Below are 12878 nucleotides of genomic sequence, written 5' to 3'. Positions count from 1 at the left end.
TTCTCGTCACTGCCTTTATGTGAAGGAAGTTAATCCGAAGCACATCTTCCTCTCATTCCGTGCGGTTTCCGAGTCGTTAAGGTGCACCGTATGAATCAGTCCCTCCCCAGGCTCGGCCGGATCAGCAAGGCCGTCATCCCGGCCGCCGGCCTCGGCACCCGCTTCCTCCCGGCGACCAAGGCGACGCCGAAGGAGATGCTGCCGGTCGTCGACAAGCCGGCCATCCAGTACGTCGTGGAGGAGGCCGTGGCGGCCGGCCTCTCCGACGTCCTGATGATCACCGGCCGGAACAAGCGTCCCCTGGAGGACCACTTCGACCGGAACTACGAGCTGGAGGAGGCCCTGAGCCGGAAGGGCGACGCCGAGCGCCTCTCCAAGGTCCAGGAGTCCAGCGACCTCGCCACCATGCACTACGTGCGCCAGGGCGCCCCGCGCGGCCTCGGCCACGCCGTCCTGTGCGCCGCCCCGCACGTCGGCGAGCAGCCCTTCGCGGTGCTCCTCGGCGACGACCTGATCGACCCGCGCGACCCGCTGCTCGCGCGCATGGTGGAGGTCCAGGAGCGGGAGGGCGGCAGCGTGATCGCCCTGATGGAGGTCGAGCCCTCGCAGATCCACCTCTACGGCTGCGCGGCGGTCGAGGCCACCGCCGACGGGGACGTCGTCAAGGTGACGGACCTGGTCGAGAAGCCCGGACCGGGCGAGGCGCCCAGCAACTACGCGATCATCGGCCGCTACGTCCTGGACCCGGCCGTCTTCGGCACCCTGCGGGAGACCGAGCCGGGCCGCGGCGGGGAGATCCAGCTCACCGACGCCCTGCAGAAGCTCGCCTCGGACGAGAAGATCGGCGGCCCGGTGCACGGCGTCGTGTTCAAGGGGCGCCGTTATGACACCGGCGACCGCGGCGACTATCTGCGTGCCATTGTCAGACTCGCGTGCGAACGTGAAGATCTGGGACCGGACTTCCGGGCCTGGCTCCGGAGATACGTCAGCGAGGAGATGTAGGCCTTGAGCAGCAGCACGACGCCGTCGCCGTCCCACGACGACCACGACGAGGACCGGCAGAAGGGCGCGTCCGACCCCTGCGCGGGCCCGGCCCGCGACCTGTGGACGGTCGACGAGCACCTGGCCGACGTCCTCGCGTCCGTGGGCCCGCTCGAACCCATCGAGCTGCAACTGCTCGACGCGCAGGGCTGCGTCCTCGTCGAGGACGTGACGGTGCCGGTCGCGCTGCCCCCCTTCGACAACAGCTCCATGGACGGGTACGCGGTCCGGGTCGCCGACGTCGCCGGGGCCACCGAGGAGTTCCCCGCCGTCCTCACGGTGATCGGCGACGTCGCGGCCGGCGCGGACGGCCTGCCCGAGGTCGGCCCCGGCCAGGCCGCCCGGATCATGACCGGCGCCCCGTTGCCGCCCGGCGCCGAGGCCGTCGTCCCCGTCGAGTGGACCGACGGCGGTACGGGCGGGGGAGCGGCCACCGGCATGAGCGCCGCGAGCGCCTCACCCGAGGGCGCGGCCGGCGAGGTCCGGGTGCACCGCGCCGCCGGGGCCCGCGCCCACGTGCGCGCGCAGGGCAGCGACGTCCGCGCCGGAGAGCTGGCCCTGGCGGCCGGCACGGTCCTCGGGCCGCCGCAGCTCGGGCTGCTCGCCGCGATCGGGCGCGGCACGGTCCGGGTGCGGCCCCGCCCCCGGGTCGTCGTCATCTCCACCGGCAGCGAGCTGGTCCAGCCGGGCGAGCCGCTGGGCCCGGGGCAGATCCACGACTCCAACAGCTTCGCGCTCGCCGCCGCCGCGCGGGACGCCGGCGCCCTCGCCTACCGGGTGGGGGCCGTCGCCGACGACGCGGAGTCGCTGCGCTCCACCATCGAGGACCAGCTCATCCGGGCGGACCTGATCGTGACCACGGGCGGGGTCAGCGTCGGCGCGTACGACGTGGTGAAGGAGGCGCTGACCGCCGACGGCGAGGTCGACTTCCGCAGGCTGGCCATGCAGCCGGGCAAGCCGCAGGGCTTCGGCGCGATCGGCGCCGAGCGGATCCCGCTGCTCGCCCTGCCGGGCAACCCGGTCTCCTCGTACGTCTCCTTCGAGCTGTTCGTCCGGCCCGCGATCCGCGCCCTGATGGGCGTGGAGGACCTGCACCGGCCCCGGGTGCGGGCGGTCCTCGACGCGGACGGCCCCCTGAGGTCCCCGGCGGGCCGCCGGCAGTTCCTGCGCGGGGTGTACGACCGGGAGACCGGCGCCGTCACTCCCGTGGGCGGTGCCGGCTCCCACCTGATCGCGGCCCTCGCGCACGCGGACTGCCTGCTCGTGGTCCCGGAGGAGACGGAGCGCGTGGAGCCGGGCGCCGAGCTGGAAGTGGTCCTCCTCGGCTGAGGGGGCGAGGGTGGGGGTACGGTGTCGTCCCACACAGCGACCGGGAGTGTCACGGCCATGAGCACGCAGCAAGGTCTCACCCACATCGACGAGGCGGGGGCGGCCCGCATGGTCGACGTCTCCGCGAAGGACGTCACGGCCCGCACGGCGCGCGCCAGCGGACGGGTCCTCGTCTCGCCGCGCGTGATCGAGCTGCTGCGGGGCGAGGGCGTCCCCAAGGGCGACGCGCTCGCGACCGCCCGGATCGCCGGGATCATGGGCGCGAAGAGGACCCCGGACCTCATCCCGCTCTGCCACCCGCTCGCCGTCTCGGGCGTCACCCTCGACCTGTCGGTCGCGGACGACGCGGTCGAGATCCTGGCGACCGTGAGGACCACGGACCGCACGGGCGTCGAGATGGAGGCCCTGACGGCGGTCTCGGTGGCGGCCCTGACGGTCGTCGACATGGTGAAGGCGGTCGACAAGGGCGCGGTCATCTCCGACGTGCGGGTGGAGGAGAAGACGGGCGGCAAGTCCGGCCGCTGGACGCGGGGCGAGTCGTGACGCGCGCCGGCCGGGTCGCGGGCACCCACGAGCACCCGGAGCCCGCCGGGACCGCCGCGCCCCGGGAGACCCCGGCGGACGCCTACTCCGCCCTGGTCGTCACCGCCTCCAACCGGGCGGCGGCCGGGGTGTACGAGGACAAGGGCGGCCCGCTGATCGCCGAGGCCCTGACCGCGCTGCGGTTCGCGGTCGAGGGTCCGCAGGTCGTCCCGGACGGGGAGCCCGTCGAGGCGGCGCTGCGGGCAGCCGTGGCCGCCGGGTACGACCTGGTGGTCACCACCGGCGGCACGGGCATCTCGCCCACCGACCTGACCCCCGAGATGACCCGCCGGGTCCTGGAACGGGAGATCCCGGGCATCCCGGAGGCCATCCGCGCGTACGGCCGGGAGAAGGTGCCGACGGCGGCGCTCTCCCGGGGCCTCGCCGGGGTCGCGGGCACCACCCTGATCGTGAACCTGCCGGGCTCGTCGGGCGGGGTGCGGGACGGCCTGGCCGTCCTGGAGCCGCTCCTGAGGCACGCCGTCGACCAGATCCGCGGCGGCGACCATCCGAGACCGTCGTGATCCCGTCCTGGCCCGCCGTCCTCGTCGACGGCGAAGTGGTCCTGCGGCCGATAAGGATGCGGGACCACGCGGTCTGGCGCGAGGTGAACCGCCGCAACCGCGAGTGGCTGCGGCCCTGGGAGGCGACGGTCCCGCCGCCGCCCCCGGGCGCCCCGCCCGCCCAGCGCCCGACCTACCGTCAGATGGTGCGCCACCTGCGGTCGGAGGCGAACGCGGGCCGGATGCTGCCCTTCGTGATCGAGTACCGGGGGCGGCTCGTCGGCCAGTTGACGGTGGCCGGGATCACCTGGGGCTCGATGTGCTCGGGCCACGTGGGCTACTGGGTGGACAGCGCGGTGGCCGGGCGCGGGGTGATGCCGACGGCGGTCGCGCTCGCCGTCGACCACTGCTTCCGCACGGTCGGTCTGCACCGCGTGGAGGTGTGCATCCGCCCGGAGAACGGGCCCTCGCGCCGGGTCGTGGAGAAGCTGGGCTTCCGCGAGGAGGGGCTGCGGCCCCGCTACCTCCACATCGACGGGGCGTGGCGGGACCACCTGGTGTTCGCGCTCACGGCGGAAGAGGTGCCGGAAGGGCTGCTGAGACGCTGGCGTCAGACGAGAATGAAATAAGTGTTCGAATTCCATCGGCAGTTGACGGCCGATCGATCCGAACAATCACAAAAAAGTTCAGTGATATCAGCCAGATCGTGCGACACACCGGGCCAATTGGCCTATGCCCTCCTGCGAACCCCTCTACCGTGTGAGGCGTGAGCAGCAGCGGCCTCATCTACGCAGTCATCGTCGGGGCCTGGGCCGCCTACTTGGTACCGATGTGGCTCCGCAGGCAGGACGAGCTGAACGAAGCCCGTCCGACGGAACGCTTCAGCACCGCCATCCGGCTGCTTTCCGGACGGGCGGGCATGGAACGCCGTTACGCCAAGGAGCTGAAGGAGCGGGACCGTACGGCGCAGGGCCCGACGCCCGACGTGGACCCGGACGCGGCGACCGAGCACCTCGACTCGGTCGACGTCCGGGCCTTCTCCGCGCCCGCGGCCAGGACGGAGGCGCGCCTGGAACTCCCGGACCGCGACCCCGAACCGGCGCCCGGGGCGGAACGGGGCGCCGCCGAGCGCGCCCGCCGCGGCAAGGCCCTCGCCCGCCGCCGCCGCACCACGATCGTCCTCTTCCTCGCCTTCACCCTCGGCGCGGTCGTCGCGGCCGTCGGCGGCGTCCCCTTCCTGTGGGCACCGGCCGTCCCCGCCCTGCTCCTCAGCGCGTACATCGTCCACCTGCGGATCCAGGAACGGCGCCGCTTCGTGTACGTGATGGACCGGCGCCGCGCCGAGGCGGCGGCCGCCCGGCTGCGCGAGAGCCGCCGCCCCGCCCCGACGCCCGAGCCGGAGGCCGACCCGGCCCCCGCGACGGCCCCCGCGCTCTCCCCGCAGGAGGCGGACCGGCGCGCCCTGGTCGAACAGACCGACCACGCCGAGTGGGTGGACCAGCAGCGCGAGCGCGGCCCGTCCCGCGGCGACAGCTGGGACCCGGTCCCGGTCCCGCTCCCCACGTACGTCACCGCCCCGGTCGCCCCGCGCGCGTCGAGCGGCGTCGACATCACGGACCCGGAGACCTGGAGCGCGGCCCGCTCCTCCACGGCGGCCGACCCGACCCCCGCCCCGGCCCCCCGCCGGCGCCCGGCCGCCCCCCGCCGCGACCGCGACCACGGCCGCACCCCGCTCTTCGACCAGTACGCGGACGACGACCGCCCCCGGGCCGCCAACGAGTGACCCGCCGGGCGGCGTCTCCTGGGCTCCGCCCATGGACGGGTACGAGAACCTCACGGCGCGGGTCGAGCGGGCCTGGACGGAATTCGACGACCCGGCCACGCCCCGCCGGGACTTCTGCCTGGACGGCATCGGCGACCTCCTGAAGGCGGGCCTCCTGACCCGGGAGGACGCCGAGCGGGCCGTCGGACGCATGACCGCGGTCGCCCTGTCCGGCGACGAGGACCGGACGGTCCTGGAGTCCGCCCTGCACGCGGTCTGCACGGCGGGCACGCGCTACGTGCTCCCCCTCCCGCCGGTGGCCCCGCTCGCCGACGCGGCGGACCGCTTCGACCCCCCGCTCCTCGCCCACGTCCTGTCCGCCCTCGGCTCCACGTACGACAGGGCGGCGATACCGCTCGTCAAGCGGTTCCTCGACCACCCCCACCCCGGGATCCGCCGGGAGGCGGAGGACGCGCTCACCGAGATCCGGTGGCGGTACCGGGACGAGCCGATCCGGGGAGCCGCGCGACGGACGGACCGGGCCGCCCCCGACGCCCTCGGCTGACCTGCGGCGGAAGCGATTTTTGTTCTCGCCGATCGGGGTGCTAATGTTTCACACGTCGCAAGGGCCTGTGGCGCAGTCTGGTAGCGCACCTCGTTCGCATCGAGGGGGTCTGGGGTTCAAATCCCCACAGGTCCACAGACGACGGAAATCCCGCCCGGTTGAAAAACCGGGCGGGATTTCCGCTTTTCCGGTGTTCCGTCGGGGCGGCACCCGGGCGCGCGTTCACTCCGGGACGACAATGCGGAGCGTGACCCAGAGTTCGAAGGACCGGTGGAACGAACTCGCGCTGTTCCTGGTGGTGACGGGCGTCGGCGTCTTCGCCCTCTCTTCTCTGGTGGCGTTCCTGATCGGAGATCAGGACCTGAGCGTCCGCGGGCTCCTCGTCGTCCTGCCCAGCGTCCTCATCGGCCTCGGCACCGCCCGGGCCCACCGTCGCCGCCGCGCCGCGAGCGGGGGCGGCGGCTGACGGGTCCGGCGCGTCAGGCCAGGGACTTCGCGTAGCAGCGGCTGTTCTCGTACTCCCGGTAGTGGCCGAACTTGGTGCACGGGGCGTAGCCGCTGGAGGTGTAGAGGGCGATGGCCTCGGGCTGGGCGGTGCCCGTCTCCAGGACCATGCGGGTGCGGCCGGCGGCGCGGGCGTCGGCTTCGAGGGCCGCGAGGATGCGGCGGGCCAGGCCCAGGCCGCGGGCCTCGGGGATCACGTACATGCGCTTGAGCTCGGCGTCGCCGTCCGCGTACCCCTGGTCGTTGGCGTCCTGGGTGCGCCAGCCGCCGGTGGCGAGGGGGTGGCCCTCGGGGTGGTAGGCCAGCAGGTAGAGGCCCCGCGGCGGGACGAACATGCCGGCGTCCAGCGGGGTGGCGTCGCCCTCGTCGCCGTAACGGACGGCGTACTCCGCCTGGACCGCGTCTTCGAGCTTGACCGCGTCGGGGTGGTCGTAGGGGGTGGGACGGATGTTCATGCGGTTCATCGTACGTGTGTGCGGGTGACGGGTGTCGGTATTCTCCCGGGATGCTCACTGTCACAAGTGTGAATGTCAATGGTCTCCGCGCCGCCGCCAAGAAGGGCTTCGCCGAGTGGCTGGCCGGGACCTCCGCCGACGTCCTCTGCCTCCAGGAGGTGCGCGCCGAGGAGGCGCAGCTGCCCCCGGAGGTGCGGGCGCCCGAGGGCTGGTTCGCCGTGCACGCCCCCGCCACCGCCAAGGGGCGGGCCGGCGTCTCCCTCTACACCCGGCGCGAGCCGGACGCGGTCCGGGTCGGCTTCGGGTGCCTGGAGTTCGCCGACAGCGGCCGGTACGTCGAGGCCGACCTGCCCGGCGTGACCGTCGCCAGCCTCTACCTGCCCTCCGGCGAGGTCGGCACCGAGCGGCAGGACGAGAAGTACCGCTTCATGGGCGAGTTCCTGCCCTACCTGAAGGACCTCCGGGCCCGGGCCGCCGCCGACGGGCGCGAGGTCGTCGTCTGCGGCGACTGGAACATCGCCCACCGCGAGGCCGACCTCAAGAACTGGAAGGCCAACCAGAAGAAGGCCGGCTTCCTGCCCGACGAGCGGCAGTGGCTGAGCCGGGTCCTCGACGCGGAGGAGGGCGGGTACGTGGACGTGGTCCGCGAGCTCCACCCCGACCAGGAGGGGCCCTACTCCTGGTGGTCCTACCGCGGGCGCGCCTTCGACAACGACAGCGGCTGGCGGATCGACTACCAGATCAGTACGCCGGGACTCGCCGCCAGGGCAGTGAAGGCGTACGTCGAGCGGGCCGCCTCCCACGACGAGCGGTGGAGCGACCACGCGCCCGTCACCGCCGTCTACGACCTCTAGGGGCGTCTCAGGGGCTGTCGCGCAGGCGGCGGTCCAGGGCCATCGACAGCTCCGCCTCCACCACGCTCTTGGCCAGCGGGCGCAGCCGCCACAGGTCCTCCTCGGCCGCGTGGGCGCGGAGCAGCTCGGTGAAGAGCTCCGCGAGCGCCTCGGCGTGCTCGCGGACCCGGGACCCCGCCTCGAGGACCTCCGCGAGCGGCACGCCCTCGCGGACGAGGGCGGCGGAGACGTCGAGCAGCCGGCGGCTGATGTGGACGATCTCCTCGCCGTCGGTGGCGAGGTAGCCGAGGTCGAGGGCGGCGGCGAGGTTCTCGGGCGTGACCTCGCCCGCGAAGTGGTCCGCCAGCTCCCCGGGGGTGAGCCGGACCGGCTCCTCCTCGCTGGGGACGTCGATGGCGAGGACCTCCCGGACGTTCCGGCCGCTCTCGAAGGCGGTGGTGAGGTCGGCGATGCCGTTGAGGGTGTGGCCGCGCTCCAGGAGGGCGGCGATGGTCCGCAGCCGGGCCAGGTGCTGCTCGTCGTACCAGGCGATCCGGCCCTCGCGGCGGGGCGGCGGGATCAGGCCGCGCTCGCGGTAGAAGCGCAGGGTGCGCACGGTGATGCCGGCGGCGGCCGCCAGCTCCTCCACGCGGTACTCGCGCGCGCCGCCCTCCGCCGGGGACGCGGCGGCGTACGCGCCCGTCGGGCTTGTGTCCGCCGCGCCTGCGCCCGCCGCGCCTGTGCCTGCCGGGCCTCCGCCCGCGCCCGCCGCACCGCCCGCGCCCGCCGCGCGCTCGCCCGTCCTGGGACCCGATCCTTCTGCCACGTCCGCCAGCCTATGTTGTACCGCCGGTAACTTTCCCTCGTCGTACCCCTACCGCTCGGTATGGAGCTGCTCTACAGTCCCCACCATGCCAGTGATTGCTGGCGGAATCGGGCCGGGCGCACGGGAGGCGGCATGGCGAAGCACGAGCACGTACGGGTGGCGGTGATCGGATCGGGATTCGGCGGCCTGGGGGCCGCCGTCCGGCTGCGCCGCGAGGGGATCACCGACTTCGTGGTCCTGGAGCGGGCCGACTCCGTGGGCGGCACCTGGCGCGACAACAGCTACCCCGGCTGCGCCTGCGACGTCCCCTCCCACCTCTACTCCTTCTCCTTCGCGCCCAACCCGGACTGGCCCCGCACCTTCTCCGGGCAGCGGCACATCCGCGCCTACCTGGAGCACGTCACCGACACCTTCGGGATCCGGCCCCACCTGCGCCTGAACCACGAGGTGCTGCGGATGGAGTGGGACGCCGACGCCTTGAGGTGGGAGATCGAGACCTCCGCCGGCTCCTTCAGCGCCGAGGTCGTCGTCTCCGCCACCGGACCGCTCTCCGACCCCAAGATCCCCGAGATCCCGGGGCTCGCCGACTTCCCCGGCAAGGTCTTCCACTCGGCCCGCTGGGACCACGACTACGACCTCACCGGCAAGCGCGTCGCCATGATCGGCACCGGCGCCTCCGCCATCCAGATCGTGCCCGCGATCCAGCCGAAGGTCCGGACGCTCACGCTCTTCCAGCGCACGCCCCCGTGGGTCATGCCCCGCATGGACCGCAACATCACCGGAGCCGAGCGGTGGCTCCACCGGGCCCTGCCCGCCACCGCCACCCTGCGCCGCGGCCTGCTCTGGGGCATCCGCGAGCTCCAGGTCGGCGCCTTCACCAAGCACCCCGGCGAGCTGGGCCTCGTCGAGAAGCTGGCCAGGGCCAACATCGCCCGGGCGGTCAAGGACCCGGCGCTGCGGGCCAGGCTGACCCCCTCGTACCGCATCGGCTGCAAGCGGATCCTGCTGTCGAACACGTACTACCCGGCGGTCGCGCGGCCCAACGTCGACGTCGTCGCCTCCGGTCTGCGCGAGGTCCGCGGCTCGACCCTGGTCGGCGCCGACGGGAGCGAGACCGAGGTCGACGCGATCGTCTTCGGCACCGGCTTCCACGTCACCGACATGCCGATCGCCGAGCGCGTCTTCGGGGCCGACGGGCTCTCGCTCGCCGACGCCTGGAAGGACGGCATGGAGTCGCTGCGCGGCGCCACCGCCGCCGGCTTCCCCAACTGGATGACGATCATCGGCCCCAACACCGGCCTCGGGAACTCCTCGATGATCCTGATGATCGAGTCCCAGCTGAACTACATGGCCGACTACCTGCGCCAGTTGAACGTCCTCGGCGGGCGCGCCGCACTCGCCGTCCGCCCCTCCGCGGTCCACGCCTGGAACCGCAAGGTCCAGACCCGCATGGAGCGGACCGTCTGGAAGGCGGGCGGCTGCGAGAGCTGGTACCTCGACGCCAACGGCCGCAACACCACCCTCTGGCCGGGCACCACCGGCGAGTTCCGGCGCGAGACCCGGCAGGTCGACCTCTCCGAGTACGAGGTGATCCGCGCGCCCCGCACGGCGTCCACCGCCACGTCCCGTCCCCCGCGCACGAAGGAGGCCGCCCAGTGAGCCGGCACCTGACCCCGCTCCCCGGAGCCCGTGAACTCACCGTCACCTCCACCGACGGCTCCCGCATCCACGTCGAGGTGTACGGCCCCGAGGGCGCCCCCGCCGTCGTCCTGGCCCACGGCTGGACCTGCTCCATCGGCTTCTGGGCCGAGCAGATCCGGGCCCTCGCCGCCGACCACCGGGTCATCGCCTACGACCAGCGCGGTCACGGCCGCTCCCCGGCCCCCGGCCCCGGCGGGTACTCGACGACCGCGCTCGCCGACGACCTGGAGGCGGTGCTCTCCGCCACCCTCGCCACCGGCGAGCGGGCCGTGCTCGCCGGCCACTCCATGGGCGGCATGACGATCATGGCCGCCGCCGAGCGCCACGGCCTGCGCGACCACGCCGCCGCCGTCCTGCTCTGCTCCACCGGCCCCTCGCGGCTGACCGCCGAGGCCACCGTCGTACCCCTGGGCCCGAGCAGGCTGCGCACCCGGCTCACCGCCGCCGTCCTCGGCTCCAAGGCGCCGCTCGGACCGGTCAACGCCGTCTCGAAGCGGATCCTCAAGTACGCCACCATGGGACCCGGTTCGGCCCCCGAGAAGGTCGACGCCTGCGCCCGGATCGTGCACGCCTGCCCGCGCGTCCCGCGCCACGGCTGGTCGCAGGTCCTGGCCGGGCTCGACCTCGAACGGGACGTGCGGGCGCTGCGGCTGCCGGTCGCCGTCCTCGTCGGCACCGCCGACCGGCTCACCCCGGCCGTCCACTCCCGCGCCCTCGCGGAGGCGCTGCCGCACTGCACGGGCTTCGTCGAGCTGCCCGGCATGGGGCACATGACCCCGGTGGAGGCCCCCGAGGCCGTCACCGCGCAGATCCGCGAACTGACCCTCACGTACCTGGGCGTGAAGGACACCGCGAACGTGACGAACGTGAAGGAAGACGCATGAGCAGGGTGAGTCTCGAAGGACAGGTCGCGGTCGTCACCGGAGGGGCCCGCGGCGTCGGCGAACTCCTCGCCCGCAAGCTCTCCGCGCGCGGCGCGAAGATCGCGCTCGTCGGCCTGGAGCCGGAGCAGCTCAAGGAGGTCGCCGGGCGCCTGCACACCGAGGCCGACTGGTGGCACGCCGACGTCACCGACCACGAGGCGATGTCCCGGGTCGCGGCCGAGGTGAAGGAGCGGTTCGGGAAGGTCGACATCGTCGTCGCCAACGCCGGTGTCGCCTCGGGCGGTCCGTTCGTCGACTCCGACCCGGTCGCCTGGCGCCGGGTCATCGAGGTCAACCTGATCGGCGGCGCCGTGACCGGCCGGGCGTTCCTGCCCGTCCTCATGGAGTCCCGCGGGTACTTCCTCCAGATCGCCTCGCTCGCCGCGATCACCCCGGCCCCGATGATGACGGCGTACTGCGCCTCCAAGTCGGGCGTGGAGGCCTTCGCGCACAGCCTGCGCGCCGAGGTCGCGTACAAGGGCGTGAAGGTCGGCGTCGGCTACCTCTCCTGGACCGACACGGACATGGTGCGGGGCGCCGACCAGGACGACGTCATGCGGGAGTTGCGGCAGCGGCTGCCGTGGCCGTCGAACCGCACGTACCCCCTCGGTCCGGCCGTCGACCGGATCGTCGCGGGCATCGAGCGGCGCGCGCCGCACGTCTACGCCCAGTGGTGGCTGCGCGGGATGCAGTCGATCCGCGGCTACCTGCCCGGGGTGATCGCGACCGTGGGGCAGCGCGAGATGAAGCGCTTCGAGCCGCGTCTCGGGTCGGTCTCCAAGGGGCTCGTGGGGGCGGGCGGCGCGGCCGACGAGCAGGCGCGGACGGAGCGGGTCTGAGCGGCTCCGAGCGGATCCGAGCGGATCCGAGCGGAGGCCCGGGGGCGGCTTCGGAGAAGGGCCGACCCCCGGGCCTCACCGTCCGTGACTGATCGAAATGCGTGGAATGTCCGCTCGTGCGAGGCTGATCGAGGTCGGGGACACGACGTCCCCCCACCTCGCTAGGAGTGAACTTCGATGGGTATGAAGGACCAGTTCAAGGGCAAGGCCGAGCAGCTCAAGAACCAGGCCAACGAGGCCATGGGCAAGGCCAAGGACGAGGCGTCCGAGCGCGCCTCCCAGGGCCGCGAGCGCTCCGCCGACGAGGCGCGCGACACCCGCCGTCAGGCGCAGGACCGCGCCGAGCAGGCCCGCGACCGCCAGGCCTGACCCGGCTGTTCCACGCGGAGGGCGCACCCGGTACGCCGGGTGCGCCCTTCCGCGCGTCCTCCCGCGCCGGCCGCTCCCTCCACGCGCGCGCGTGGTCCGGCGCGAAACCGCTCGTCCCGCGCCCCGGTTCTCCGTACGGTGGCGCCCATGGCCGCACTCGAACGACTCCGACCCGACCACGCCCCCGCCCTGCTCGCGTTCGAGCGGGAGAACCGGGCCTACTTCGCCGCGTCCGTGCCCGACCGGGGCGACGCGTACTTCACCGACTTCGACGCGCGGCATCGGGCGCTCCTCGACGAGCAGGAGACGGGGACGGCCCACTTCCACGTGCTCGTGGGGGAGGGCGGGGAGGTCCTCGGACGGTTCAACCTGGTCGACGTCGCCGACGGCGGCGCCGAACTCGGCTACCGGGTCGCCGAACGGGCCACCGGGCGCGGGACGGCGACGGCCGGGGTGCGGGAGCTGTGCCGACTGGCCCGCGAGGAGTACGGGCTGAGCCGGCTGACCGCCGCCACGACCCTCGACAACGCGGCGTCGAGGACCGTGCTCGGCCGGATCGGGTTCGGCGCGGTCGGCAGCGTGGCACTGAACGGCCGGCCGGGCGCCTCGTACGAACTGGACCTGAGGTACGGGGCGGTGTGAGGGA

Annotated in this window: 16 protein-coding genes and 1 tRNA gene; 15 read left to right on the top strand and 2 right to left on the bottom strand. The window is 73.6% G+C overall.

The window, feature by feature from the left end:
- The first annotated feature begins 90 nt into the window (after positions 1-90).
- The 9 genes from galU to ACIP5O_RS19805 all read left to right on the top strand — a co-directional run bounded on the left by galU (position 91) and on the right by ACIP5O_RS19805 (position 6248).
- A complete protein-coding gene (gene galU / locus ACIP5O_RS19845) occupies positions 91-1002 on the top strand; it encodes a UTP--glucose-1-phosphate uridylyltransferase GalU (protein ID WP_401294975.1) in 912 nt (303 codons plus the stop codon).
- 3 nt (positions 1003-1005) lie between these two features.
- Positions 1006-2370, top strand: a complete 1365-nt coding sequence (gene glp / locus ACIP5O_RS19840; protein ID WP_401294973.1) for a gephyrin-like molybdotransferase Glp — start codon at positions 1006-1008, stop codon at positions 2368-2370.
- A 57-nt stretch (positions 2371-2427) separates the two neighbouring features.
- A complete protein-coding gene (gene moaC / locus ACIP5O_RS19835; RefSeq protein ID WP_401294971.1) occupies positions 2428-2913 on the top strand; it encodes a cyclic pyranopterin monophosphate synthase MoaC in 486 nt (161 codons plus the stop codon).
- Positions 2910-3476 (top strand): molybdenum cofactor biosynthesis protein B, encoded by a 567-nt coding sequence (locus ACIP5O_RS19830; RefSeq protein WP_401294969.1) that lies wholly within the window; start codon positions 2910-2912, stop codon positions 3474-3476. The genes moaC and ACIP5O_RS19830 overlap by 4 nt, the downstream gene beginning before the upstream one ends.
- A complete protein-coding gene (locus tag ACIP5O_RS19825; protein ID WP_401294967.1) occupies positions 3473-4084 on the top strand; it encodes a GNAT family N-acetyltransferase in 612 nt (203 codons plus the stop codon). Before ACIP5O_RS19830 ends, ACIP5O_RS19825 begins: the two co-directional genes overlap by 4 nt.
- 137 nt (positions 4085-4221) lie before the next feature.
- Positions 4222-5238 carry a gephyrin-like molybdotransferase receptor GlpR gene (glpR, locus tag ACIP5O_RS19820; protein ID WP_401294965.1) on the top strand — a complete coding sequence of 339 codons (1017 nt, stop codon included), beginning with the start codon at positions 4222-4224 and terminating at the stop codon, positions 5236-5238.
- 31 nt (positions 5239-5269) lie between these two features.
- Complete coding sequence (locus tag ACIP5O_RS19815; protein WP_401294963.1) at positions 5270-5782, top strand: HEAT repeat domain-containing protein; 513 nt, start codon at positions 5270-5272, stop codon at positions 5780-5782.
- 61 nt (positions 5783-5843) lie between these two features.
- A tRNA-Ala gene (locus ACIP5O_RS19810) sits at positions 5844-5917 on the top strand.
- Positions 5918-6029: 112 nt separating this feature from the next.
- Positions 6030-6248, top strand: coding sequence for a hypothetical protein (locus tag ACIP5O_RS19805; protein WP_356544107.1), 219 nt, complete (start codon positions 6030-6032; stop codon positions 6246-6248).
- A gap of 13 nt (positions 6249-6261) precedes the next feature.
- On the opposite strand, the gene ACIP5O_RS19800 is transcribed toward ACIP5O_RS19805, so the two are convergent.
- Positions 6262-6741 (bottom strand): GNAT family N-acetyltransferase, encoded by a 480-nt coding sequence (locus ACIP5O_RS19800; protein WP_401294960.1) that lies wholly within the window; start codon positions 6739-6741, stop codon positions 6262-6264.
- A gap of 50 nt (positions 6742-6791) precedes the next feature.
- Here ACIP5O_RS19800 and ACIP5O_RS19795 point away from each other — a divergent pair, with 50 nt between their 5' ends.
- Positions 6792-7595, top strand: a complete 804-nt coding sequence (locus tag ACIP5O_RS19795; RefSeq protein ID WP_401294958.1) for an exodeoxyribonuclease III — start codon at positions 6792-6794, stop codon at positions 7593-7595.
- A gap of 7 nt (positions 7596-7602) precedes the next feature.
- On the opposite strand, the gene ACIP5O_RS19790 is transcribed toward ACIP5O_RS19795, so the two are convergent.
- Positions 7603-8223, bottom strand: coding sequence for a MerR family transcriptional regulator (locus tag ACIP5O_RS19790; protein WP_401295245.1), 621 nt, complete (start codon positions 8221-8223; stop codon positions 7603-7605).
- 309 nt (positions 8224-8532) lie between these two features.
- Here ACIP5O_RS19790 and ACIP5O_RS19785 point away from each other — a divergent pair, with 309 nt between their 5' ends.
- The 5 genes from ACIP5O_RS19785 to ACIP5O_RS19765 all read left to right on the top strand — a co-directional run bounded on the left by ACIP5O_RS19785 (position 8533) and on the right by ACIP5O_RS19765 (position 12874).
- Positions 8533-10059 (top strand): flavin-containing monooxygenase, encoded by a 1527-nt coding sequence (locus ACIP5O_RS19785; RefSeq protein WP_401294956.1) that lies wholly within the window; start codon positions 8533-8535, stop codon positions 10057-10059.
- An 8-nt stretch (positions 10060-10067) separates the two neighbouring features.
- Entirely contained in the window at positions 10068-10985 is a 918-nt protein-coding gene (locus ACIP5O_RS19780) for an alpha/beta fold hydrolase (protein ID WP_401295243.1), read from the top strand.
- A complete protein-coding gene (locus ACIP5O_RS19775) occupies positions 10982-11863 on the top strand; it encodes an SDR family oxidoreductase (protein WP_401294955.1) in 882 nt (293 codons plus the stop codon). The genes ACIP5O_RS19780 and ACIP5O_RS19775 overlap by 4 nt, the downstream gene beginning before the upstream one ends.
- Positions 11864-12040: 177 nt before the next feature.
- Positions 12041-12232 (top strand): hypothetical protein, encoded by a 192-nt coding sequence (locus ACIP5O_RS19770; protein ID WP_401294953.1) that lies wholly within the window; start codon positions 12041-12043, stop codon positions 12230-12232.
- A gap of 147 nt (positions 12233-12379) precedes the next feature.
- The gene (locus ACIP5O_RS19765) at positions 12380-12874 is read left to right on the top strand and encodes a GNAT family N-acetyltransferase (protein ID WP_401294951.1); all 495 of its coding nucleotides are present in this window, start codon (positions 12380-12382) and stop codon (positions 12872-12874) included.
- The last annotated feature ends 4 nt before the right edge of the window (positions 12875-12878 follow it).

This window comes from Streptomyces sp. NPDC088915 (genome assembly GCF_044749825.1).
Lineage (GTDB): Bacteria > Actinomycetota > Actinomycetes > Streptomycetales > Streptomycetaceae > Streptomyces.
This window is presented reverse-complemented; position numbering and strand designations above follow the sequence as displayed.